The organism is Pseudarthrobacter sp. NPDC058329 (assembly GCF_042879835.1).
Taxonomy (GTDB): domain Bacteria; phylum Actinomycetota; class Actinomycetes; order Actinomycetales; family Micrococcaceae; genus Arthrobacter.
Window position 1 is genome coordinate 106,791 of the sequence record NZ_JBHVZR010000013.1, and the last position, 23,631, is coordinate 130,421.

At 66.7% G+C, this 23,631-nt stretch carries 23 protein-coding genes and 2 pseudogenes; 18 read left to right on the plus strand and 7 right to left on the minus strand.

Annotation, left to right across the window (positions count from 1 at the left end):
* Positions 1 to 29 precede the first annotated feature (29 nt).
* From ACFVYC_RS16275 to ACFVYC_RS16295, 5 genes are all read left to right on the plus strand, one after another.
* Positions 30 to 710, plus strand: a complete 681-nt coding sequence (locus ACFVYC_RS16275) for a MarR family transcriptional regulator (protein ID WP_387552140.1) — start codon at positions 30 to 32, stop codon at positions 708 to 710.
* The gene (locus tag ACFVYC_RS16280) at positions 707 to 1,216 is read left to right on the plus strand and encodes a hypothetical protein (protein ID WP_387552143.1); all 510 of its coding nucleotides are present in this window, start codon (positions 707 to 709) and stop codon (positions 1,214 to 1,216) included. Before ACFVYC_RS16275 ends, ACFVYC_RS16280 begins: the two co-directional genes overlap by 4 nt.
* Positions 1,217 to 1,296: 80 nt before the next feature.
* The gene (locus ACFVYC_RS16285; RefSeq protein ID WP_387552145.1) at positions 1,297 to 1,590 is read left to right on the plus strand and encodes a YciI family protein; all 294 of its coding nucleotides are present in this window, start codon (positions 1,297 to 1,299) and stop codon (positions 1,588 to 1,590) included.
* Positions 1,591 to 1,625: 35 nt separating this feature from the next.
* On the plus strand, positions 1,626 to 2,792 hold the full coding sequence (ispG, locus tag ACFVYC_RS16290) for a flavodoxin-dependent (E)-4-hydroxy-3-methylbut-2-enyl-diphosphate synthase (RefSeq protein ID WP_387552148.1): 1,167 nt from the start codon (positions 1,626 to 1,628) through the stop codon (positions 2,790 to 2,792).
* Entirely contained in the window at positions 2,755 to 3,645 is an 891-nt protein-coding gene (locus ACFVYC_RS16295) for a GNAT family N-acetyltransferase (RefSeq protein WP_387552229.1), read from the plus strand. The genes ispG and ACFVYC_RS16295 overlap by 38 nt, the downstream gene beginning before the upstream one ends.
* Positions 3,646 to 3,757: 112 nt before the next feature.
* Here the strand turns inward: ACFVYC_RS16295 and ACFVYC_RS16300 are convergent.
* Together ACFVYC_RS16300 and ACFVYC_RS16305 are read right to left on the minus strand one after the other, a co-directional pair.
* A pseudogene (locus ACFVYC_RS16300) lies at positions 3,758 to 4,018 on the minus strand (ABC transporter permease); the annotation flags it as partial.
* Between the two features lie 44 nt (positions 4,019 to 4,062).
* Positions 4,063 to 4,505 (minus strand): annotated as a pseudogene (locus ACFVYC_RS16305) (ATP-binding cassette domain-containing protein); the annotation flags it as partial.
* A 486-nt stretch (positions 4,506 to 4,991) separates the two neighbouring features.
* Here ACFVYC_RS16305 and ACFVYC_RS16310 point away from each other — a divergent pair.
* Genes ACFVYC_RS16310 through ACFVYC_RS16320 form a run of 3 tightly spaced genes read left to right on the plus strand, consistent with a single transcriptional unit; the run spans position 4,992 to position 9,052 of the window.
* Positions 4,992 to 6,803: a proline--tRNA ligase gene (locus ACFVYC_RS16310; RefSeq protein ID WP_387552151.1), complete on the plus strand. Its 1,812-nt coding sequence runs from the start codon at positions 4,992 to 4,994 to the stop codon at positions 6,801 to 6,803.
* A gap of 8 nt (positions 6,804 to 6,811) precedes the next feature.
* On the plus strand, positions 6,812 to 7,615 hold the full coding sequence (locus ACFVYC_RS16315; protein ID WP_387552154.1) for a sulfite exporter TauE/SafE family protein: 804 nt from the start codon (positions 6,812 to 6,814) through the stop codon (positions 7,613 to 7,615).
* 45 nt (positions 7,616 to 7,660) lie between these two features.
* Positions 7,661 to 9,052, plus strand: coding sequence for a pyridoxal phosphate-dependent decarboxylase family protein (locus ACFVYC_RS16320; protein ID WP_387552157.1), 1,392 nt, complete (start codon positions 7,661 to 7,663; stop codon positions 9,050 to 9,052).
* Between the two features lie 17 nt (positions 9,053 to 9,069).
* Here the strand turns inward: ACFVYC_RS16320 and ACFVYC_RS16325 are convergent, their stop codons facing one another.
* From ACFVYC_RS16325 to ACFVYC_RS16335, 3 genes are all read right to left on the minus strand, one after another.
* Positions 9,070 to 10,131, minus strand: coding sequence for an aminoglycoside phosphotransferase family protein (locus ACFVYC_RS16325; RefSeq protein ID WP_387552160.1), 1,062 nt, complete (start codon positions 10,129 to 10,131; stop codon positions 9,070 to 9,072).
* Positions 10,132 to 10,180: 49 nt separating this feature from the next.
* On the minus strand, positions 10,181 to 10,909 hold the full coding sequence (locus ACFVYC_RS16330; protein WP_387552163.1) for a VIT1/CCC1 transporter family protein: 729 nt from the start codon (positions 10,907 to 10,909) through the stop codon (positions 10,181 to 10,183).
* A gap of 89 nt (positions 10,910 to 10,998) precedes the next feature.
* Entirely contained in the window at positions 10,999 to 12,183 is a 1,185-nt protein-coding gene (locus ACFVYC_RS16335) for a ferritin-like domain-containing protein (RefSeq protein ID WP_387552166.1), read from the minus strand.
* A gap of 105 nt (positions 12,184 to 12,288) precedes the next feature.
* On the opposite strand from ACFVYC_RS16335, the gene rimP reads away from it, so the two are divergent.
* From rimP to rbfA, 5 genes are all read left to right on the plus strand, one after another.
* Positions 12,289 to 12,897 (plus strand): ribosome maturation factor RimP, encoded by a 609-nt coding sequence (rimP, locus tag ACFVYC_RS16340; RefSeq protein WP_387552168.1) that lies wholly within the window; start codon positions 12,289 to 12,291, stop codon positions 12,895 to 12,897.
* On the plus strand, positions 12,897 to 13,877 hold the full coding sequence (nusA, locus tag ACFVYC_RS16345) for a transcription termination factor NusA (RefSeq protein WP_387552170.1): 981 nt from the start codon (positions 12,897 to 12,899) through the stop codon (positions 13,875 to 13,877). Before rimP ends, nusA begins: the two co-directional genes overlap by 1 nt.
* 170 nt (positions 13,878 to 14,047) lie before the next feature.
* Positions 14,048 to 14,404 carry a YlxR family protein gene (locus ACFVYC_RS16350; RefSeq protein ID WP_387552172.1) on the plus strand — a complete coding sequence of 119 codons (357 nt, stop codon included), beginning with the start codon at positions 14,048 to 14,050 and terminating at the stop codon, positions 14,402 to 14,404.
* Between the two features lie 152 nt (positions 14,405 to 14,556).
* Positions 14,557 to 17,472: a translation initiation factor IF-2 gene (gene infB / locus ACFVYC_RS16355; RefSeq protein WP_387552173.1), complete on the plus strand. Its 2,916-nt coding sequence runs from the start codon at positions 14,557 to 14,559 to the stop codon at positions 17,470 to 17,472.
* Between the two features lie 248 nt (positions 17,473 to 17,720).
* A complete protein-coding gene (gene rbfA / locus ACFVYC_RS16360) occupies positions 17,721 to 18,233 on the plus strand; it encodes a 30S ribosome-binding factor RbfA (protein ID WP_387552175.1) in 513 nt (170 codons plus the stop codon).
* 72 nt (positions 18,234 to 18,305) lie between these two features.
* Here rbfA and ACFVYC_RS16365 read toward each other — a convergent pair whose 3' ends face one another.
* Positions 18,306 to 19,430 carry a ScyD/ScyE family protein gene (locus ACFVYC_RS16365; protein ID WP_387552178.1) on the minus strand — a complete coding sequence of 375 codons (1,125 nt, stop codon included), beginning with the start codon at positions 19,428 to 19,430 and terminating at the stop codon, positions 18,306 to 18,308.
* A gap of 179 nt (positions 19,431 to 19,609) precedes the next feature.
* On the opposite strand from ACFVYC_RS16365, the gene ACFVYC_RS16370 reads away from it, so the two are divergent.
* Complete coding sequence (locus tag ACFVYC_RS16370) at positions 19,610 to 20,098, plus strand: nucleoside deaminase (protein ID WP_387552181.1); 489 nt, start codon at positions 19,610 to 19,612, stop codon at positions 20,096 to 20,098.
* A 2-nt stretch (positions 20,099 to 20,100) separates the two neighbouring features.
* Positions 20,101 to 20,538: a thioredoxin gene (trxA, locus tag ACFVYC_RS16375; RefSeq protein ID WP_387552184.1), complete on the plus strand. Its 438-nt coding sequence runs from the start codon at positions 20,101 to 20,103 to the stop codon at positions 20,536 to 20,538.
* A 38-nt stretch (positions 20,539 to 20,576) separates the two neighbouring features.
* Here trxA and ACFVYC_RS16380 read toward each other — a convergent pair whose 3' ends face one another.
* Positions 20,577 to 21,737, minus strand: coding sequence for a pyridoxal phosphate-dependent aminotransferase (locus ACFVYC_RS16380; RefSeq protein WP_387552187.1), 1,161 nt, complete (start codon positions 21,735 to 21,737; stop codon positions 20,577 to 20,579).
* A 99-nt stretch (positions 21,738 to 21,836) separates the two neighbouring features.
* Here ACFVYC_RS16380 and truB point away from each other — a divergent pair, with 99 nt between their 5' ends.
* From truB to ACFVYC_RS16395, 3 genes are read left to right on the plus strand one after another with little or no spacing between them, the layout of a single operon-like run.
* Entirely contained in the window at positions 21,837 to 22,766 is a 930-nt protein-coding gene (gene truB / locus ACFVYC_RS16385; RefSeq protein WP_387552190.1) for a tRNA pseudouridine(55) synthase TruB, read from the plus strand.
* A gap of 2 nt (positions 22,767 to 22,768) precedes the next feature.
* Positions 22,769 to 23,122, plus strand: coding sequence for a hypothetical protein (locus ACFVYC_RS16390; protein WP_387552193.1), 354 nt, complete (start codon positions 22,769 to 22,771; stop codon positions 23,120 to 23,122).
* Between the two features lie 19 nt (positions 23,123 to 23,141).
* Entirely contained in the window at positions 23,142 to 23,603 is a 462-nt protein-coding gene (locus ACFVYC_RS16395; protein ID WP_387552196.1) for a hypothetical protein, read from the plus strand.
* Positions 23,604 to 23,631 lie beyond the last annotated feature (28 nt).

Genomic DNA, 23,631 nt, shown 5'->3' on the forward strand with positions numbered 1-23,631 from the left:
CATTACGATCAGCTGCTTAGGGTTGTGGCATGTACGTTCTGACCATTGACCAACGGGGCAGTTCTTCGGACGTTGACCGGGTCCCGGACCTGATCTCCGCCCTGCAGGACGTCACTCCCGCCGCCTTCGAGCGTTCTGTGGGCGACGAGCTCCAGGGCGTGGTGGAGCACGCCCCGGAAGTCGTGGACATTGCCCTCCAGGCGCTGCGCAGCGGCTACTGGTACGTCGGAATAGGCATCGGTAACGTGCAGCTGGCTTCCGGGCAGAGCCCCAGGGAAGGATCCGGCAGCGGCTTTGTGGCGGCGCGAAAAGCCGTTGAACTCGCGAAGACCGCAGCCGGCCAGGTTCCGTTGTCAGTGGTATCCGGCACTATGGGCCGTGGCCGGGACATCCCGCCACACGCCAAGGAGGGCGCCAACGCCACCGCAAATGCCCAGGCAGTGCTGCGCCTGATGGGGAGGATAGTGCAACAGCGAACCGAGGCGCAGTGGCGGGTGGTGGACCGGCTGCGCGCGTTCCAGAGCGGCGAGGGCAGGCATGGCAGCCAGAAGCACGTTGCCCACGAGTTGGGAATTACGGAGCAATCGGTGAGCCGGGCCGTCCTTCGATCCGGCTGGCAGGAAGAATGGGCAGCCAGGCCGGCTGCAGCAATGCTCCTGGACTACGCCCACTCCCACATTGTCCGTTCCCAGAATGAAGGAGCCCGGTGACCGCACTCTGGATCACTGCCGCACTGCTCGTGGCAGGCTTCGCCGGGTGGCCGGTAACCGCCCTGGTGTTCCGCTTAGCCAGAACCATCGACGACAAAGCCGATGCCGCCAGGGCTGCGGAGGAAGCCAGGAGGGCAGCCGAGGACCCCGCAGCTGACGTGACGGTGGACGCGCCACGCACCCCAGCCCAGAACGTGGATGGCGAGCTGACAGCGGCGGCAGACGCGCCTTCGTCGGCCGCTTCCGTTTCTGCACCCCTCCCCAGCCAGCGCATCCTCCGCGGCGGGGCCATCATCGGAGTGCTGGAGCGGCTCGGCGTGTGCCTGGCGATCCTCACCGGCCAGCCTGTGGCCATCGCTTACATCGTGGCCATCAAGGGCCTGGGCAGGTTCGCGGAACTGAAGGAAACACCCGTGGCGGCCGAACGCTTCATCATCGGAACACTGGCCTCCATGCTGTGGGCGGCCGGAACAGCAGCAGCGGTTAAAGTGCTGTTCCTCTCCTAGGAACAGCCCACCGGGTCACCAGCACACCCACCGGCCGCCCCGGATGGGTGCAAGGGCAGGCAGGGCGATAGGGTAGCGGTATGACAGTTTTTGCCGTTGAGTACGTTTACGCCGCTGATTCCACCGATTCCCGGAGCACTGCCCGTCCGGCCCACCGTGAATGGACCGCGGGCCTGGCCCAGGACGGTGCCCTTCTGGCCAGCGGACCGTACGGGGACGGAGCAGGAGCACTGCTGATCTTCAAGACGGCAGACGAAGCCGCCCTGAACTCCATCCTCAAGCAGGACCCGTTCGCCGCTGCCGGGGTCATCGCCGGAACCCGCATCACCGAATGGTCGCCCGTTACCGGCATGCTGGCCGGCTTCACCGCGTAGCCGCTTCAACACCCCTTTCTACTCTAGGAGTCCACGTGACCTCGGTCAGCCTGGGAATGCCCGCAGCACCGCCGCCCGTCCTCGCCCCCCGCCGCAAGACCCGCCAGATCAAGGTTGGTTCGGTAGGGGTTGGCTCGGACTTCCCCATCAGCGTGCAGTCCATGACCACCACGCCCACCACGGACATCAACGCCACCCTGCAGCAGATTGCAGAGCTCACGGCGTCCGGCTGCGACATTGTGCGCGTGGCGTGCCCTTCTGCGGATGACGCCGAAGCGCTGCCCATCATTGCCAAAAAGTCCCAGATCCCGGTCATTGCGGACATCCACTTCCAGCCCAAGTACGTCTTCGCGGCGATCGAGGCCGGCTGCGCCGCGGTGCGTGTGAACCCGGGCAATATCCGGAAGTTCGACGACCAGGTCAAGGAGATTGCGGCTGCGGCCAGGGACCACGGCACCTCTATCCGGATCGGCGTGAACGCTGGCTCGCTGGAGCCCGGCATCATGAAGAAGTACGGCAAAGCCACTCCTGAGGCGCTGGTGGAATCCGCCGTCTGGGAAGCTTCCCTGTTCGAGGAGCACGGCTTCCACGATTTCAAGATTTCCGTCAAGCACAACGATCCCGTGATCATGGTGGCGGCATACGAGATGCTGGCAGAAAAAGGCGACTGGCCGCTGCACCTCGGCGTGACCGAGGCAGGCCCGGCATTCCAGGGAACCATCAAATCCGCCACCGCCTTCGGTGCCCTGCTGTCCCGTGGCATCGGCGACACCATCCGCGTTTCCCTCTCCGCCCCGCCGGTAGAGGAAATTAAGGTGGGCAACCAGATTCTCCAATCCCTGAACCTGCGCCCGCGGAAGCTGGAGATCGTTTCCTGCCCGTCCTGCGGCCGTGCCCAGGTTGACGTGTACACGCTGGCAGAGCAGGTCACTGCCGGGCTTGAAGGCATGGAGATTCCGCTGCGCGTGGCCGTTATGGGCTGCGTTGTGAACGGTCCCGGTGAAGCCCGTGAGGCTGATCTTGGTGTTGCTTCCGGCAACGGCAAGGGCCAGATCTTTGTGAAGGGTGAAGTCATCAAGACTGTGCCCGAGAGTGAAATTGTTGAGACACTGATCGAAGAGGCCATGCGTATCGCGGAAGAGATGGGGGAGGCCGATGGCGAAGATGCTGTCAAGGGTAGCCCCGTGGTTAGCGTCTCGTAAGGACGTCCCCGACCCTCCGGGGATTTCCGTCCGTACGCTGGACGGGGCGGATACCGCCGCGCTTCGGCTGCTGGCGCAGCAGGACCCGGTGACCAACGTTTTTATTCTCGCGCACCTGCGTGCTTCCGGCACCGCCGCACCCACCAGCGGCGGCGCCGGCGTCATTGGCGTGTTCAACGACGGAGTCCTGGTGGGTGCGTGCTGGGCGGGGGCCAACCTGGTTCCGGTCCAGCTGGACGCCCAATTTGCCGGGGCCGTCGCCGTGGTGGCCAACGCGTCAGGACGCCGGTACGCCTCCGCATTCGGCCCGGCGGAGTCCGTTCTTGCCCTTCACGCTGAACTCGTGGAACTGGGCCACCGGGCGCACGAAGTACGCGACGAGCAGCCCCTGATGACCATCGAGGGCCCGCCCTCGATCCAGCCCGACCCCGGCCTGGGGCTGGGAAACCTTGCCGACTTTGACCGCATCCTTCCTGCTTGCGCCGCCATGTTCGAGGAGGAAGTGGGCTATTCTCCCTTCCTCGGCGGAAGGGAGTTCTACAGCCGGCGGGTGGAAGGGCTGATCCGCCAGGGCCATTCGCTGGTTCACCTCAACAGCGCCCGCGAAGTGGTGTTCAAGGCCGAACTGGGTGCCGTCACGTCGGAGGTCACCCAGATCCAGGGAGTCTGGATGAATCCGCTCTACCGGGGCCAGGGGCTCAGCTCCGGATATATGGCCGCCGTAGTGGAGCAGGCACGGAAGATCGCTCCCGTCACCAGCCTTTACGTCAACGGCTTCAACCTGCGGGCCCGCGCCACGTATGAGCGCGTCGGCTTCCGGCAGGTGGGCACGTTCGCCACCGTTCTGTTCTAGACCGCCACTATCCCGCCGGAGTCTCCGCGGGGTGGTACATCACGCAGTCCGCCTGCGCAGCGTCAGGGACGCCAGGACCAGGCCGCCCACGTCCTGCCACATCCGCTCCGGGGCGGACGGCCTGGAACTCCGTCCTGGCGAACGCGGAACACAACAGGCCCAGCGCCAGGCCCAGGACGGCGTTGATGACGGCGATCATGACCACGAAGCCCGGCGGGCCCTGGATGTCCAGGCCGAAAATCCAGTAGGCCACGGCCGTGGCCACCAGGGACTGGAGGGCCGCCATGATCGAGAAGGCCAGGCCGTACCCGAAGAGCAGGTCGGCCTTGTGGACGGGTGTTGTGAGCAGCCGCTCCAGGGTGCCGGAGGGCAGCTGCTCCAGGACCCGGCGGGCAGTGGCAAGCATCATCATCGCGTTCACGGCTGCACGCTCCGGCCACGGGCAGCCCCGCCCTCCGGAGCTATGCCGGGAGGGCCTCCGGCTGCGTCCTGGATCACGTGGAGGTAGGCCTGCTCAAGATCCGTGCTGCGTCCCCGGCGGCTCAGTTCTGCGGGTGTCAGCTGGGCAAGCAGCCGGCCTTCGCGGAGGAGGAGAAGCATGGCGCAGTGGCTCGCCTCCTCCATCACGTGGCTCGAAACGAGCAGGGTTGTCCCTTCCCCGGCCATGGAACGGAAACGGCCCCAGAGGTCCGCGCGCAGCACGGGTCCATCCCGACGGTCGGTTCGTCCAGGACGAGCAGCCGAGGTTGTGCCACCAGGGCGCAGGCAAGGGAGACCCGGCTGAGCTGGCCCGCGGACAGGTCCGCGGTCTTCTGCCGTGCCTGCCGTTCGAGTCCGACGGCGGCAATCGCCTCCGCCACCGCGGGGTCGCGGAGGACCTGAAGCCGGCCGCGCCGGACGGTGCGGCCGCTGGTAGCCACCGCCCCGCCGTCGTTGTGTCCCTGCGGTTCTTCAAAAGCCGAACGTGACATGGCCGCCTCCGCTGAACCGCAAGGTGCTTCGGACCGGCCGGCCCGCCAGTGCATCACCCGACGGAATAAAACCAGGCCTGAATAAGTCGCTAATCAGCGCCCCCAATAGCAAGGATACTTGTCAATTGTGGCCGTCATCACTTAGGTTCGATCTAGCTGCGCTGGAGTGGCGTGGGCGGTCTCACCAATCCTCACCAGTACTTAGGCGATAACGGCGCTGAGCCACGCCCCGGATGCGATGACCAGCCCTTTTGGGGGGCCAGGGGCTTTGTATTCCCGGGCGTGGCTCTTCTGTGCTTGGCGGTAGATTAGTACCCAGACGAAATGCCCGGCCTGCTGTTGCTCCAGCACCTCCCCAGAAACGGATACCCACCCGTGGTTACAAGACTGTCCCAGCTATTCCTGCGCACCCTGCGTGAAGATCCTGTCGACGCCGAGGTGGCCAGCCACCGCCTGCTGGTCCGCGCGGGCTACATCCGCCGCGCGGCCCCCGGCATCTACACCTGGCTGCCGCTGGGCTTGAGCGTCCTGCGTAAGGTCGAAGCCATCATCCGCGAGGAAATGGCGAACATCGGGGCTCAGGAAGTCCACTTCCCGGCACTGCTGCCGCGCGAACCCTACGAGACCACCAACCGCTGGACGGAATACGGCGAGGGCCTGTTCCGCCTCCAGGACCGCAAGGGGGCCGACTACCTGCTGGCCCCCACGCATGAGGAAATGTTCACGCTGCTCGTCAAGGACCTCTACTCCTCGTACAAGGACCTGCCGCTCAGCCTTTACCAGATCCAGAACAAGTACCGCGACGAAGCCCGCCCCCGCGCCGGCCTCCTGCGTGGACGCGAGTTCATCATGAAGGACTCCTACTCGTTCGACGTCGACGACGCCGGCCTGGACGCCAGCTACGCCGCCCACCGCGGCGCGTACCTTCGGATTTTCGACCGCCTCGGCCTGGAGGTCATCCCGGTCACCGCCACCGCCGGCGCCATGGGCGGGTCCAAGAGCGAAGAGTTCCTGCACCCCACGGAGATCGGGGAGGACACCTTCGTCCGCTCGGCCGGCGGCTACGCCGCCAACGTCGAGGCCGTCACCACGGTGGCGCCGGCAGACATCGACTTCTCCGCAGCTCCGGCCGCCGAGGTCCTCGACACTCCTGACACCCCCACGATCGAAACGCTGGTGGCGGCCTCCAACGAACTGGCCCCCCGTTCGGAGGCCGACGGCGGCGCCTGGACTGGCGCGGACACGCTCAAGAACGTTGTCCTCGCGGTTACCCTGCCCACCGGAGAGCGCCAGCTTGTGGTCATCGGGCTGCCCGGCGACCGCGGGGTGGACCTGAAGCGCGTGGAAGCGAACATCGGATCCTTCCTGCCCATCGCCGGTGAGATCGGACTGGAAGCAGCAAACGATGACGATCTCAAGAAGCAGCCGCTGATCGTCAAGGGCTACCTCGGACCCGGCCTGACGCTGTCCGAACCGCTGCTGGGCGCCGAAAGCGCCACGAAGCTGCTTTACCTGGTGGATCCGCGCGTCGTCAGCGGCACGGCCTGGATCACCGGCGCCAACGAAGCCGGCAAGCACGTTTTCGGCCTGGTGGCAGGCAGGGACTTCACCTGGGACGGTGTCATCGAGTGCACCGACGTCCACGAAGGTGACCCGGCTCCTGACGGCTCCGGCCCCCTGGAGATTGCCCGCGGGATTGAAATGGGCCACATCTTCCAGCTCGGCCGGAAATATGCCGAAGCCCTGGAGCTGAAGGTCCTGGACCAGAACGGCAAGCAGGTCACGGTGACCATGGGCTCCTACGGCGTGGGTGTCACCCGGGCCGTTGCGGCGCTGGCCGAATCCAACAACGACAGCAAGGGCCTGGTCTGGCCGCGCGCCGTGGCGCCCGCGGACGTCCACGTTGTGGCTGTCGGCAAGGGCGAGGACATCTTTGCCACCGCCGGGCAGCTGGCAGCAGACCTCGAAGCTGCGGGCCTTGAGGTCCTGCTCGATGACCGGCCCAAGGTCTCGCCAGGGGTCAAGTTCGGCGATGCCGAGCTGCTGGGCGTGCCCACCATCCTTGCCGTGGGCCGCGGCCTGGTGGACGGCGTGGTGGAAATCAAGGACCGCCGCAGCGGCGACGCCGAAAACGTCGCCGTGGACAAGGCAGTTGATTACGTAGTCAACGCTGTCCGCAACTCCTAATCCCGGAGGTGCTTCCCGGGCTTGAGTCCATCCAGCTCACAACGCTGGTTTTGATCCTGCTGGCCGGTTTCGCTGCGGGCTGGGTGGACGCCGTGGTGGGCGGGGGCGGGCTGATCCAGCTCCCCGCCCTGCTGCTGGTCCCGGGCATCACGCCCGTGCAGGCACTGGCAACGAACAAGATGGGGTCCATTTTCGGAACCGCGACCAGCGCCGTGACGTACTACCGGCGGGTGGGACCGGACCTGAAGACGGCACTGCCGATGGCCGTGATCGCGCTGGCGGGCAGCTTCGGCGGTGCCGTACTGGCCGCTACGCTGCCGTCCAGCGTGTTTAAGCCCATCATCGTGGCCGCACTGGTGGCAGTCGCGCTGTTTACGGCCCTTAAACCGGACGCGGGCCACATCACCGCCTTGCGGCACGACGGCCACAATCACTATGTAGTGGCGTGCATGATCGGTGCCGTCATCGGCTTCTACGATGGCCTCATCGGCCCGGGGACGGGTTCCTTCCTGGTCATCGCCCTGGTTTCGGCGATGGGATACGCGTTCCTGGAAGCCAGCGCCAAGGCCAAGATTGTGAACATGGCGACTAATGCGGGCGCCCTGATGTTCTTCCTGCCGCACGGCTCCATCCTGTGGGGACTGGGCCTGCTGCTGGGCGTTGCCAACATGGCCGGCGGGTACCTCGGAGCCAGGACGGCGGTAGCCCGGGGGAGCCGGTTTGTCCGCATAGTCTTCCTTGTGGTGGTGGCCGCCCTGATCCTCAAGCTCGGGTACGACGTCTGGCAGGAAAACTTCGCCCAACAGGGTTAGGACAGGGCCTCGTGGGCACCCAAACGCGGGGCGTAGCATGCAGCTATGCCCCACGGTGAAGAGGAGTACGCCCCTGCTTTAGCTGCCGCGGCACGCCACGCTTCGGCCTGGCTGCGCAGCCTGCCTGACCGGCCCGTCGGCCCCCGCCTGCCTGCCCACGACCTCACCGGCGCCTTCGGCGGGCCGCTGCCCACCTCCGGCATGCGTGCAGAGGACGTCGTTGACCTCCTGGCGCAGGCAGCCGAACCCGGGCTTATGGCGATGCCTTCGGGCCGCTTCTTTGGCTGGGTGATTGGCGGGACGCTGCCCGCTGCCCTTGCCTCTGACTGGCTGGTGAGCGCCTGGGACCAAAACGCCGGCCTCCGCTACGCCACCCCCGCCATGGCCGCCATCGAGGAAGGCGCCGGGTCATGGCTGCTGGAGCTGCTGGGTCTTCCCGCCGGGTCCGACGTCGGCTTTGTCACCGGGGCCACGATGGCCAACTTCACGGGCATGGCAGCCGGGCGGTGGCGGCTCCTCGCCGACGCGGGATGGGACCTGGACCGGGACGGGCTGAGCGGGGCACCCCGCATCAGATGTTTCGTGGGCCGGGAGCGGCATGACACCGTGGACCTTGCCTTCCGTTACCTGGGGCTGGGCAGGCCGGTGGTGGTGGATGCTGACGATCAGGGGCGGTTGGTTCCCGCAGCCCTCGACGCCGCGCTGGCGGGAGGTGCCGGGCCCGCCTTGGTGTGCCTGCAGGCAGGAAACCTCCACTCCGGGGCGTTCGACCCGTTCCCCGAAGCCCTCCGGATCGCACGGAAGCACGGCGCGTGGGTCCACATTGACGGCGCTTTTGGCCTTTGGGCGGCGGCGGCGCCCGAACTGCGGGACCTGACGGCCGGCTATGAGGACGCCGACTCCTGGGGGACTGACGCGCACAAGACCCTCAACGTGCCGTATGACTCCGGCATCGCCATTGTTCGTGACTCAACGGCCCTCCGGTCCGCCATGGGCCTTCACACCAGCTATCTCATCCAGGACGCAGAGGGCCCGGGGGACCCGTTCGAAAAGGTGCCTGAGCTGTCCCGCCGTGCCCGCGGTGTGCCGGTGTGGGCGGCGCTGAAAAGCCTGGGCCGGGACGGCGTGGCCACCCAGGTGCGGGGGCTAGTGGCCGCAGCGTCGGAAATCGCGGCAGGGTTGGCAGCGCTCGACGGCGTGGAGGTCCTGAACGACGTCGGCTACACCCAGGTGTCGGTGGCTTTTGGTGACGACGCCACCACCCGTGCCGTGACGGCACGCATCATCGCCGACGGCAGGGTCTGGATGTCCGGATCCCGTTGGCGGGACCGGGACATCCTTCGCATCTCCGTCAGCAACTGGCAGACGGCAGGGGACGAGGTGCGCACTGCCGTGGCCGCCGTCGGTTCCGCCCTCGCTGCCGTGCGGGGAATCTGACCTGCCACCGGCGATGGTCAACGCGCCCCGACAGCCTCTCCAGGTTCGGGCAAACGGTGTGCTGACGGAAGCCCGGCGAGGGTTTTGCCAGCCAAAGTGCTGGCCACCCACAGGGACCGCGCGAGGTCGCCGCCATGGTTCGGCTTTCCCGCGTACGCCAGGGCGTTCTCCACTTCCCGGGCGATGCCCCACTGCCGTGCAACGTCAGGGTCCAGGCCTGCAGCAGAACTGAAATCGGCACAGCGCCGCCGCAGCCCGGCTTCGGAGCCGTGCAGTGGCAGGTCGGCGAGGCGGTTCCACAGCAGCGGAGCCACCGCGAACTCCGGCTCGCCGATCATGGGCTGCGGATCGATGGCTGCATAGCCTGCCGCCGTCGGAGAGGCCCGCGGGTTTGTTGTGCCTGGCGGTGCGGACGCAGCCGGACGGGCCAGGACGTTGAGGAAGTGCAGGTCCGTATGGACCAGGACATCGCGTGCCGAACGCCGCCCCACCGCCCCCCGGGTCTGGCACACCTCAAGGGCGGCCTCCAGCAGCCAGCGCGGAAACGGGCGCCCCAGCTGTTCCCATTCCGCCGGCAGGTCATCACTCCACTGCTCAGCCCGGGCAGCAATGTGTTCGAACTCCTGCCACTGCGGCCGGTCATCGGGGGTGATGCCCAACTGCCGCACCAGGCCGCCCCACACCTCCACGGCCTCCTCCAGGGGGACGGCCGCGAGCGGGCGTTCGCCGTCGAGCCGTTCCAGGAGCATGGCGCAGGTACCCGCGTCGGAAGCCAACAGCGCCACAGTGCCCCGCCCCTGCCAGAGTGCCAGTGCGTGCCGCTCCACCCGGGCTTCATCATGCGGGAAGGCGATTTTGAGGGCAGCCTTGGTGCCGTCCCCCTGGAGTACCGGGATGACCACCCCGCCGTGGCCGTTCCAGGGAAGGGCACCCGGACGCAGGTCAGGCGTCAGCTGCCAGTTCTCCAACCGGCCCTGGACAAGGTCCGGCAAGGACGCGAGCCACGCCCGACCAGCACTGCTGCGGCTGTACCGCGCAGTGAGGTCAGGTGGGATTGGTACTGCTGCCGGCCCGCTCATCAGCTCCAGCCTAGGCGCAGGGGCGGGGGCACCGTGGCAGGGCGCTTCTTTAGACCACGCCGGTGGCCCCGAGCAGGGTGCCAACGCTGAAGGTGGCGGCGAGCGCGAGCGCCCCTCCTGCCACCACCCGTGCGGCTGCCCGGGCTTTCGAGCCGCCGCCGATCCAGGCCCCCAGCGCACCCGTCAGGGCCAGGGCAAGGAGGACAGCGGCGAAGGTGACGGGGACCCGGACCTCCGGAGGCGGGAGCAGGATTGCCAGCAGGGGGAGGATGGCGCCGGTGATGAAGGCGACGGCGGAGGCGAACGCCGCGCTCCAGGGGCTGACAATGTCAGTCTCGTCGATGTTGAGTTCGGCGGACAGGTGCGCGGCCAAGGCGTTATGCTCTGTGAGTTCCCGGGCCACCTTGCCGGCCGTTTCCGGGCTGAGGCCCTTGGCCAGGTAAAGGGCAGCAAGTTCGGCAAGTTCTTCTTCCGGTTCCTCCGCCAACTCACGGCGTTCCTTTTCTATCAAGGAGCGTTGGCTGTCGCTTTGGCTGCTGACGGAGACGTATTCTCCCAGTGCCATGGATATGGCCCCGCCCACCAGACCGGCGGCTCCTGCCGTGAGTATTGGCCCGGTTTGTGCGGTGGCTCCCGCCACACCAACAACAATGGCCGCGACCGAGACAATGCCGTCGTTGGCACCCAGGACGCCTGCCCGCAGCCAATTCAGCCGCTGCGCAATGTCGTTGCCGTGCGGTTCGTTGTTATGGAAAGAAGGGGCTGGTGCGGCGTCCATCCCTCCAGCAAACCACCCGGCGTGGCAGGCCCGCCATCATCGGCGGTTTATGCAGCCGGCCCGGGCAGCGGGCAGCGATCTTCGGGCCCTTACGATGCCAGCTGCGGAAGCTGGGCTTCGTCCAGGACCAGGCCGGGCAGCGGGTCTGGACCGGCGCCCCAATGCTGGGCGCGGCGGGCCGTCCCCTGCAGTGCTGCCAGGGCCCACAGCCGCGTCTCGCCGTCAGCCACCGCCACGAGGTCCCCGTAAGCGGGCAGAGTATCCGCCTCCAAACGGGCAAGGCCCCCCGCCGGAGCATCGAGGAACCCCTGGTCAAGGACGTACCCCGGCGGTTGCGGGGCCGGGGTTCCGCAGTGCTTCAGGCTGAGGGTCCGGGCCTGGTCCGCGAGGTCGTGGTGCTGTTGCAGGAAGTCCGAGGCCGTGGACACGCCTTCAGGGGGCAGCCGGGTGAGCGCGGCCTGGTAGCCGTATACCGCCTCCAGTTCCGCCTCGGCGGTGGCTGCAAGCGCGGCACCCACGCTGGTGCTGGTGCTGGTGCTGGTGCTGGTGCTGGTGACGTTGCCGTCAGCGGTGCCGTTGTTGTTGCTGGCATCCGCCTGCCCGCCCGGCGTCGCCGGGCAGCCGGACGCCTCCGCAGGATTAGGTGACTCCGGGCTGCCTGGCATCCCGTCCTGTGCCGTACCTTCGTGCGGCTGGTCTTCCTCGGCTGATGCGCCCTGTACCCCAAGCTGCCCGGCTGCCAGCTGCTGCGCGGTGCCGGCGCCGGCCAGCAGGCGTGCCATGCCGCCGTCGGCTGTTTCTGCGTCCTTCAGCCGTTGCTGCCCGCTGGCCGCGAGGGCGGCGGCGAACTCCGCCACAGTTGCCTGGGCGGGAGGGGCCGGCGACGGGGGAGAAACTGAAGGCGAAGCGCCGACAGGAGGCGACGCCGTCGCTGTGGCTGACGCCGCAGCGGAGGCCGGATCCCCGGGAAGCAGCAGCGCCCGGGCTTGGATGGTCAGCAAGGTCACAACCGGATCCAACGGTACCGCGGGAGATCCCCCGTCGGCGGTCTTCGGGCCGGAAGCAGCGAGTTCCAGCCCCGCGGACCGGAGCTGCAGAACATCTTCCAGGGCGGCCGCACGGGCCCGCTCCGAGAACGGCGGTTCCGCAGGTGCAGGCGGTTCAGCCGGGATCAGCGCAAAACCCAGGCTGAGGACGAGGAGGGCCGCGAGCGAATAAACGGCATACCGGAAATAGCGCATCCGTGGGCGGTTCTCCTGGTTGTCGTCTTTCACAACAGACCATGGTGTCACGCGGAGGGGGGACTCCGTGCACCAATGAACGGCTAAAATAGCTACGCTAGTACACACAACATCATCTAACGGGAGGCGGCCGGCATCGTGAGCAATGCAGAAGCCACGGCTTCATCAGACCAGGCCGGAACGGGTAAGGCTGAGGCCGCACCCAGTCCGGAAGCTGCACGGCTCAGGGCCCTCCTTGAACCCTCGGTCCAGGCCAACCGCCTGTACCTCGAGGACGTGGCGATCATCCCCGGCTCCCACCGGGTGGTCCACGTGGTGGTGGACCTGCCGCAGGAGGAAACCGGCGGCGTGAGCCTTGACGTCATTGCCGACATCTCCAAGGTGCTCTCCGATGTGCTGGACAATGATCCCGGCGACGACGGCCGTCCCTACGACCTCGAAGTCTCCTCGCCCGGCGTCGGCCGGCCGCTGACGGAAGCGCGCCACTGGCACCGCGCCAAAGGACGAATGGTCAAGGTCAACGTTGTCCAGGGCGACAACGTTATGGGCCGCGTCCAGTCCGTGGATGACGGCGGCGTGATGATCGTGCCCGAGATCGCCGTCAAAAAGGGAATGAAGCCCAAACAGGGCGATCCCATCAAGCTTCCTTTCGACAGGATCCGCAACGGAAAAGTCGAGATCGAATTCAGCCACCTCAACGGGGACGGTCTGGAAACTGAACACAATGGACCTTCTGAGGAGGCCTGATGGATATTGACATGAGCGCACTGAGACTTCTGGAGCGTGAGCGTGAAATCCCGCTGGACCTCCTGATCCCCACCATTGAGCAGGCCCTTTTGGTGGCCTACCATAAATCACCCGGCGCCTTCGAGAAGGCCCGCGCTGAGCTGGACCGCAAGAGCGGCCACGTCACCATCTGGGCTGTGGAAATTGACGACGACGGCGCCCCCATCGGCGAGTTCGAGGACACCCCGGAAGGGTTTGGCCGCATCGCTGCCAGCACCGCCCGCCAGATCATCCTGCAGCGGCTGCGCGACGTTGAGGACGACAATGTCCTCGGCGAGTTCAAGGGCCGTGAAGGCGAACTCGTGGCCGGAACCATCCAGCAGGGGCACAACCCGCACATGGTCCAGGTCAACCTGGGGGCAGTTGAGGCACTCCTGCCGCCTCCCGAGCAGGTGCCCGGGGAGAAATATGTCCATGGCAACCGCCTGCGCGCCCTCGTCATCGATGTGCACCGCGGTTCGAAGGGCCCGTCCGTGACGCTGTCGCGGTCGCACCCGGGACTGGTCCGGAAACTCTTCGAACTGGAAGTGCCGGAAATCGCCGACCGCTCCGTCGAGATCGTCGCACTGGCCCGGGAAGCAGGCCACCGCACCAAGATCGCCGTCAAGGCAAACGCCGCCGGCATCAACGCCAAGGGCGCGTGCATCGGTGAAATGGGTTCACGCGTGCGGGCGGTCATGACCGAACTGAATGATGAGAAGATCGACATCGTCGACTTTAGCGAGAATCCCGCCACGTTCATTGCCAGTGCACTCTCGCCGTCGCGGGTGAATTCGGTCACGATTACCGACGAGGCCACCCGTTCCGCCCGCGTGGTGGTTCCCGATTACCAGCTTTCCCTGGCCATCGGCAAGGAGGGCCAGAACGCCCGCCTCGCCGCCAAGCTCACCGGCTGGCGCATCGACATCGTTTCCGACGCCGCAACCGCGCGCGAAAACTAGCTCGGCCCCGGAGGGGCCGGCCACGCCGGAACCGCACGGCGGTTTCGGGCAGAATGGCCCGGAGGGGCTAGAATAGAAAAGGCCGCGCCCAACGGCCGGCAGTCGTGCGCCCTGTGTGTACCCCCTTTCGCTGGACAAGCGGAGGCAAGGTGCAACAAGGCCAGCAGATTATGAACGTCAGGAAGATGACCGTGGCAGTGCTTCACAACGGGAGTCAACCGGAACGTACCTGCATCGGCTGCCGGAAGAAGGGCAAGCGGTCTGAACTACTCCGGCTCGTCGCCGAAGGCAGCGGCTCAACCGCTGTCCTGGTGGATGAACGACGCCGGATGGCTGGCCGGGGTGCATGGCTGCACCCCAGCGAATCGTGCCTGGCTCTGGCGATTAAACGGCGGGCTTTCGGACGTGCCCTTGCGGGCGCAACCGGAACGGCCGCCGTCGAACACTGGATCAAGTCCGGAACGAGCGTTGCAGCCACGGCAACTGCAACACCAACCGTCCAACCTGAAAGCGGGTCAGAAAACTGATGGAAACCCGATGAGTTCCCAGCGATGAGTGCGCAACGATGACAACTTTGTTGCGCTCTGCAATGGGCCCTTCTGCAGTAATCGCGGCTTGGGCCCGCAGTAAGAAGTAGACGGTTCGTGCCTGGCTCGGTGCGGACCGAGACAGGAGAAATGTGGCCAAGGTCCGCGTACACGAGCTCGCCAAAGAGCTCGGTATTACTTCCAAAGATGCAGTGACAAAACTGCAGGAACTGGGCGAATTCGTTCGCTCCGCCTCTTCCACCATTGAGGCTCCCGTTGTGCGTAAACTGCGCAACGCCTTCCCCGACGCCGCTGCCAAGGCAACAGCCCCGGCCGCCGCGCCCAAGGCAGCCGCTCCGGCGGCAGAAGCACGTCCTTCAACCCCCGCTCCCGGTCCGGCAGCGCCCAAGGCTCCGGCCCCCAAGGCGCAGGCACCTGCCCCCGCAGCCCCGGCAGCACCTGTCCAGGCTGCTGCCCCGGCGGCTCCGGCAGCACCCGCTGCCAGCGCTCCGGCGGCCCCCGCTGCGCAAGCTGCTCCGTCCACCGGCGCAAAGCCCGGTGCACGCCCGGCCCCCAAGGCCGAAACCCCGGCCGCACCCACCCGCCCCGGCGGATCACAGGGTGGCTCCGCACCCCGTCCCGGCGGTCCCCGTCCGGGCAACAACCCCTTCGCCACCTCGCAGGGCATGCCCCGCGGCCGTGGCGGCGACGGTGAGCGCGCTCCCCGTCCGGGCAACAACCCGTTTGCCACCTCGCAGGGCATGCCCCGCCCGGGTGGAAGCCGTACCGAGGGCGACCGCCCCGGTGGGCCCCGTCCCGCGGCAGGTGCCGGTGGCCCCCGTCCCGGTGGTCCGCGTCCCGCAGCCGGCGCCGGTGGGCCCCGTCCCGCTGCAGGTGCCGGCGGCCCGCGCCCCGGTGCACCGCGTCCCGGTGGTGCCGGTGGAAACCGTCCTACTCCGGGCATGATGCCCAACCGCACTGAACGCCCGGCTCCGGCCGGTGCCGGACGTCCGGGTGCCGGCGGCCGTGGTCCGGGACGCCCGGGTGGTGCTCCCGGAACCGGTGGTCCCGGTGGCGGCGGCGGTGCTCCCGCCGGTGGTGGCTTTGGCAAGGGCGGCCGCGGACGCGGCGGCACCCAGGGTGCCTTCGGCAAGGGCGGCGCCGGTCGTGGCAAGCAGCGCAAGTCGAAGCGGGCAAAGCGCCAGGAACTTGAGCAGATGAGTGCCCCGTCGCTGGGTGGCGTGAGCGTACCCCGCGGCGACGGCAACACTGTGATCCGCCTCCGTCGCGGCTCGTCCATCACGGACTTCGCCGACAAGATCGAGGCGAACCCCGCCGCGCTGGTAACCGTGCTGTTCCACCTCGGTGAAATGGCAACGGCCACCCAGTCGCTGGACGAGGAAACCTTCGCACTGCTGGGCGAGGAGCTTGGCTACAAGCTCCAGGTTGTGTCGCCGGAGGACGAGGAGCGCGAGCTGCTCTCCACCTTCGACATCGACTTCGAAGCAGAGCTCGAAGCCGAAGGCGACGAAGACCTCGAGGCGCGTCCTCCGGTTGTCACCGTCATGGGCCACGTGGACCACGGTAAGACCCGCCTGCTGGATGCCATCCGCAAGTCCGACGTTATGGCGGGCGAGCACGGCGGCATCACGCAGCACATCGGCGCCTACCAGGTCACACACACGCATGAGGATGTGGACCGGAAGATCACCTTCATCGATACACCGGGCCACGAGGCGTTCACCGCCATGCGTGCCCGTGGTGCGAAGGTCACCGACATCGCCATCCTTGTGGTCGCAGCCGACGACGGCGTGATGCCCCAGACCGTTGAAGCCCTCAACCACGCCCAGGCAGCCAACGTGCCGATCGTGGTGGCAGTGAACAAGATCGACAAGGAAGGCGCCAACCCGGACAAGGTCCGCGGCCAGCTGACCGAGTACGGCCTGGTTCCCGAAGAATACGGTGGTGACACCATGTTCGTGGAGGTCTCTGCCCGCCAGAACCTCAACATCGACGAGCTGCTCGAGGCAGTCCTGCTCACCGCAGACGCCGCCCTGGACATGCGCGCCAACCCGAACAAGGACGCCCGCGGCATCGCGATCGAAGCCAACCTGGACAAGGGCCGCGGTTCCGTGGCCACCGTCCTGGTGCAGTCCGGCTCGCTGCGCGTCGGCGACACCATCGTTGCCGGCACCGCCCACGGCCGCGTCCGTGCGATGTTCGACGACGACGGCAGCGCCCTGACCGAGGCCGGCCCGTCCCGCCCCGTCCAGGTGCTGGGTCTGTCCAACGTCCCGCGTGCAGGCGACACCTTCTTCGTGACCGCTGACGAGCGCACCGCCCGCCAGATCGCCGAGAAGCGTGAAGCAGCGGACCGCAACGCCGCCCTGGCCAAGCGCCGCAAGCGCATCAGCCTGGAAGACTTCGACCAGGCAGTGGCCGACGGCAAGATCGACACCCTCAACCTCATCCTCAAGGGTGACGTGTCCGGTGCCGTGGAAGCCCTCGAAGACGCCCTGCTCAAGATCGACGTCGGCGAAGGCGTGCAGCTGCGGGTCATCCACCGCGGTGTTGGTGCCATCACGCAGAACGACGTCAACCTGGCGACGGTCGACAGTGCCGTCATCATTGGCTTCAACGTCAAGCCTGCCGAGCGTGTTGCCGAACTGGCAGACCGCGAAGGCGTGGACATGCGCTTCTACTCCGTCATCTACTCCGCAATTGATGACATCGAGATGGCGCTCAAGGGCATGCTCAAGCCGGAATACGAAGAATTCCAGCTGGGCACCGCCGAGGTCCGCGAAGTGTTCCGCTCCTCCAAGTTTGGAAACATCGCAGGCTCGATCGTCCGCTCGGGCATCATCCGACGCAACACCAAGGCACGCATCAGCCGCGACGGCAAGATCATCGGTGACAACCTCACCGTTGAGACGCTCAAGCGCTTCAAGGACGACGCCACCGAGGTCCGCACGGACTTCGAGTGTGGTATCGGTCTTGGCTCGTACAACGACATCACCGAAGGCGACATCATTGAAACCTTCGAGATGCGTGAGAAGCCGCGCGTCTAGGCTGTTCGTTTAGCGGGGTCGCCTCCGAGTTTTGGGGGCGCCCCGCCCCTACGCTGGGCGGTAAAGGATCTTGCGATCCTTTACCGCCCAGCTCCGGTAGGCCCGATGCCACTCCCGGGCGCCCCCAAAACTCTCCGGCATCGTCCCTGACTTACCAAGGTGCGGGGCAGCGACGGCAACCCAGAAGCCGAACCAGCCCCGCCGCCGTCGTACGTCCCACATCTTTTCTTCTTCTTTAGGAGTTGTTCATGGCTGATCCGGCACGTGCTGCCAAGTTGGCGCAGCGGATTAAGGTTGTTGTTGCTGAGGCCTTGGGCCGGAAGGTTAAGGATCCCCGGCTGGAGGGCATCACTGTTACTGATGCCCGGGTGACCAATGATTTGCAGCATGCCACTATCTACTACACAGTGTTTGGTGACCAGGCTGTGCAGGCGGATGCCGCCAAGGGGCTTGAGAAGGCCAAGGGCGTGCTTCGCCAGGAGGTGGGGCGCAACGTCACCGTTCGCCTGACTCCCAGCCTTGAATTCGTGGCGGACCAGGTTCCCGTGGTTGCCTCCAACCTGGAGGAACTGCTCCGGGAAGCCAAGAAGCGGGACGCCGAAGTGGCCGCCCTGGCAGCGAAAGCGAGTCACGCCGGGGAAGCCGATCCCTACAAGAGTGATGCGTCCACCGATGTGGACATCGACGAAGACGACTTTGATGAAGAGGACTTCGACGTCACAGACAACGAGGAACTCGACGAGGACGGCAACAAGCAGTAGCCGGCGTCGGCAGAAGCCCCGGACCACAATTGCGGTCCGGGGCTTCTGCTTGCCAGGAAGGTTTTCCTTGTACTACCGGATTCCGGCCTTGATCACCTTTCCCTTGCTTGGATCAGCGAAATTGAACCCCGCCGTGGCGTAAAGCGTCGATCCACGGACTTCGACTGCCGCCGGCCCGTCGATGGCGAGGAACTGCGATTTGTCACGGGTCCAGGCGTCGACCCTGATGATCTCGTTGCCGAACATGGACGCCACGTACGCGTCGCCGTCGTCAGTGAAGGCCAGGCCAGTGGGACTCAGGATGTCTTTCGCCCACACGTGGGAAGAGCCGGACCAGGGGTTCACGCGGAAGATGGCTCCGCGGGCTCCCAGGGACCTATCTTCAGGCCCGCCGGGAAGGGACGTCACGTACAGCCGGCCGTCCGGTCCGAACTCCACATCGGTCGGCACGGGTTCAAAGGCGTACTCGTGTCCCACCACGCACGCAGGAACCTCCACAGTGTTGCCGGCCATATCAACCGGAATCCTCGTCCCCGCCGGGATCACGGCGGGCCGCGGCGGCAGGACTGCCAGTGTGGATACGTCCCCGGTCTCTATGTCGACTTCCAGGATGGCGTTCACTCCTGCGTCAGCGATGTACGCCGTACCGCCCCGGACGGCCACGCCGTAGGGATGCGAGTCCACGGCGCCCTGGTAACGGGCCGGCGGGAACGCAGGCCAGCCGGCAAGGCATTCGGCTGATACCTCGGGGCCGAACCCGTAATGCTGGTCGCGGTCCGGGTTGTGGTCGCGTTCGTAGGCGGCCAGGTTCGCGATGGTTCGCACTTCACCCTGTTGATCGATGGACTTCAGATAGCCCTCGAGAGCATTCGGATCACCTGCGCCGGCACCCACGCTCTCCACAAAGTAGGTGGTCCCGCGCCGGGATTCCACGCCTGCCACGTCCCAACCCTCCTTGCCCGTGTACACGGTGGTGGCAGTTCCGTCGTCGTTGACCCGGCTGAGGAGGCTGGCGAAATTCTGGGTGACCAGAACGGACTCTTCGGAGTCCACGGCCAGGCTCAGGGGTCCCATCAGGTTCTCCGCCAACGTGCGCGGCTCCGAGTGCTCAGGGGTGGACCCCGCCATCGCGGGCCCGGCAGGAATTGCTATCGCCGCAGCAGCGAGACACGCGACGATGGAAAACTTGTTCTTCATTGGGTACTCCGGGTTAGGCGCCCTTAGAGGGCCGGAATAAGGAGCCTCGAAAGAGGCAAACAAACGGAAACCCCCGGCGCCAGATTACGCCTGCCGGACAAGAATCCACTCGGGATTTTCCCCCTTTTCCGCCCCCTATTTTTATCCCCTAACGCCGGCCCCTTGGCTAGGATCTAGCTATGACTGAGGCGGACCACCAGCAGCGCAATGCCAATCATTACCTGGAACAGGCGGTAGCCCTCGCCACCCGAAACGTCGCTGACGGGGGCGGACCGTTCGGGGCGCTGGTGGTGACGAGGGACGGGCAGGTGCACGAGGGAGTAAACCGCGTCACCCGCGACAACGATCCCACCGCCCACGCCGAGGTGGTGGCCATCCGCACGGCGGCTGCCGCAATCCGGAGTTTCGACCTGCGGGGAGCGGTCCTCTACGCCAGCTGCGAGCCATGCCCGCTGTGCCTGGCCTCTGCCCTCTGGGCGCGGATCGACCGGGTGTATTTCGCAGCGGACCGGTACGGTGCTGCTTCCGCAGGCTTTGATGACGCCGTCTTCTACGACTACTTCTCGGGGACCCGCCCGGACCTGTTGCCGGTCAGCAGGGGTGAGGTCCCGGCGTCGGACGCTCCCTTCCAGGCATGGGGCGCCCACAAAACCAGGAAAGACTACTAGGGATGGAAGCCACCCTCGTCAAATGTCCGCACTGCGGGAAGACCAACCGGATTCCCGCCACCGCCGCCGGCAGTCCCCGCTGCGGCAGTTGCCGGGGCGGGCTGCCCTGGATTGTGGACGCCGGGGATGCTGACTTCAGCTCCGTGGCCGAACAATCGCCCGTTCCGGTGCTGGTGGACTTTTGGGCGGCGTGGTGCGGGCCGTGCCGGATGGTAAGCCCGGTCCTGGACAAATTGGCCCGTGAACGGGCCGGCGAAATCAAACTCGTGAAGGTCGACGTCGACACATCCCCGGGCCTGTCCCGGCGCTTCGACGTGCAGGCCATTCCCACGCTGATGGTGGTCGTTGACGGCAAAGTGGTTGCCCGGCAGGCCGGTGCTGCCCCCGCGGAAGACCTGCGCAGGTGGTTGGACAGGTCTCTTTCCGGTACCCGCCGCTGACGAAGGGGGCGCTGGCCGGGGAGCCCCCACACCTCGGCTTAGCCGCGGTCCGGCAGCCGGGCCAGGCCTTCCAGCAGTTCCTGCCTTTTGCCGCACAGCGCGATGCGCACCCAGCCCTCTCCGATGGAGCCAAATGCCGTTCCCGGCGCAAGCGCGACGCCTGACTCGGCCAGGAAGCGCCGTACCCAGGCGCGCACGTCGCCGCCGCTGGCATGGGACACATCTGCCCAAAGGTAGAACGCGCCGTCGGCTTTCAAATACGGAATGCCCTTGGCATCGAGCACGGCGGAGGCGGCGTCCCGGTTGGCCCGGTAGTGCGCGTGCGTCTGCCGGACGTAGTCCTGCGGTCCGGTGAGGGCCGCGAGCGCGGCATATTGTGACGGCGATGCCACGCACGAGACGATGGACTCCATCACGTTGTTCATCGTCCGCTCCAGGCCCGGCGGGCACACCAGGGCGCCGATCCGGAGCCCCGTGAGGCCGTAGGTCTTGGACAGCGTCAGCAAGGTGAAGACGCGCGCCTCTCCGGGCAGAACGCCGTCGAACCTTGCCGGGCTCACATGCGGCACATCGTAGGTGAACGCTTCATAGCACTCGTCCGAAATCACCCACAGGTCGTGGCGGCGGGCCAGCTCCACCAGCTCCCGGGTCAGGTCCTCACTGAGGACCGCGCCCAGCGGGTTGGAGGGCGAGTTCAGGACCAGCACCCGGGTCCGGTCCGTGATGAGCGCCTCGATGTCCCCGGTCCTGGGCTGGAAGCCGTGGTCCGGGTACAGCGGGTAACCCACCGGCACGGCGTTCAAAAGGCGGCTGGTCATCGCAAACGTCGGGTAGCCCGGGTTGGGAATCAGGATTTCATCCCCTGGGGAGAGCAGCAGGCTCATGGCGAAGTGCAGCCCCTGCTGGGCGCCGTCCACCACGTACACCCGGTCCGCGCCGATGCTGTTGCCGGCGCCCGCGCGCTCCCTGAACCGTGCCGCAAAAGCTTCCCGCAGCGCGGGAATGCCTGCGTTGGGCGTGTAGTTGGTCTCGTCCCTGTCCAGGCAGGCCATGCCGGAGTCGAGGATATGGCGGGGGAGCGGGAACCCTGGTTCGCCGATGCTGAGGACCAGGGCGCCGGGGGTGCGCCACGCGGCTTCGGTGATTTCCCGGATCTGGTTGACGGGGACGTCGCGGACGTGGGCGGCAAGCTCAGGCATGCCTGCCATCCTAACGGGCGCCGCAGCGGCGTTGGCGGTGATACCCGGCCCCTTCGGAGGTGGGCGGGCGCCGGGACCAGCGCCGATATACTGGGAAGCGTGCTTTCTGGACTGGTGATAGTGGACAAACCGCAGGGATGGACCAGCCATGATGTGGTTGGCCGGATGCGGCGCCTTGCCGGTACCCGGAAAGTGGGGCATGCCGGCACCCTGGATCCGATGGCAACCGGGGTCCTGGTGGTGGGCATCAACAAAGCCACCCGCCTGCTGACGTACATCGTGGGCACCTCCAAGACCTACACCGCCACCATCCGCCTGGGCCAGTCAACGGTGACGGACGACGCCGAAGGTGAAGTCACTGCCACGGCAGGCACTTCCGCTGTTGCCGAGCAGGCAATCCGCGACGGCGTTGCTGCCCTCACCGGGCTGATCCAGCAGGTGCCGAGCAGCGTGAGCGCCATCAAGGTCAACGGGGAACGCGCCTACGCCCGGGTCCGCTCCGGTGAAGAGGTGAAGCTCGCGGCCCGCCCGGTCACCATCCACCGGTTTGAGGTGCACGGCATCAGCAGGGATGCAGGGGCCGACGTCGTGGACCTGGACGTTACCGTTGAGTGTTCCTCAGGGACGTACATCCGGGCCCTTGCCCGGGACCTCGGCAACGCGCTTGGCGTCGGCGGGCACCTCACCGCCCTCCGGCGGACGCACGTCGGGCCCTACTCACTGGAGCAGGCACGCACCCTCGAGCAGCTTGCGGAGGAGCTCAACGTCCTTGACATGTCCGAGGCCGCCCGTGCGCTGATGCCCAACCGTGAGCTGAGCCCCGAAGAAGCCACCGAGATTTCCTTTGGCCGGCGGATTGCCGCAGGTGCTGCCCCCGGCAGCCCGGAGTCAGCCACCACCGACCATCCCGCAGCCGCCTTCGCCCCCGACGGAAGCCTGGTGGCGCTGCTGGCCGACGCGGGCAGCTTCGCCAAGCCCGTGCTGGTATTTGCCCCCGGCACCGGTACCGGCGCCTCCGGGGTGGCCTGAGGGTGGACGCGTATTTCTACATCATCCTGGTGGCGGGGCTCCTGTCCACCGGGATCTGCCTCCTGGCCGGCATCCTGAAAAAAGCACCAAACGACGTCACCATCCTCTCGGTCGCCGTGGTCGAGGTGGCCCTCCTGGTCTACCTGGTGGGATCCATCGTGCGTGTTATTGCCGGTGAGCCCATCGCCGGGGAGGCCTGGGAATTCTGGGGCTACCTTGCCACGGCCATGCTCCTGCCGCCCGCCGCCGTCTACTGGTCCATCCTGGAGCGGACCCGGTGGAGCAACTTTGTCCTGGCCGCCGTGGGTGTCACCGCGCTGGTGATGGCCGCCCGAATGAACCAGATCTGGTACTGAAGTGGAAGAAGCACACAACGTGAAAGACCAGCACTCCGCTGTCCCCGGCACCGCCCAGGACCCGGCCGCGAACGTAACCGGCGGGAACACGCGCAACACGGGGCCGGGGCGCCTGCTCATCGCCGTCTACGCTGTCTTCGCCATCTCGGCCTCGGCCCGCGCCGGCTACCAGATCCTCACCAAGTTCTCCGAGGCGCCGCTGGCGTACCTGCTGTCCGCGTTCGCGGCGCTGGTGTACCTTATTGCCACTGTCTCCCTGGCCCGGGCCGGCAGCACCTGGTTCAAGGTGTCCGTTGCAGCCGTCCTGGTGGAACTGGTGGGGGTGGTGGTGGTTGGCGGGCTGAGCCTCTTCGACCCGGTCCAGTTCCCGCACGAGACGGTGTGGTCCCTTTTTGGCCGCGGCTACGCCTTTATTCCCCTGCTGCTGCCGATCCTGGGCCTGGTATGGCTCTACCGGCGGCGGCCGTCCCGCAAGTCCTGACCTCAGTCCGGATGGGCGGACGGCATCC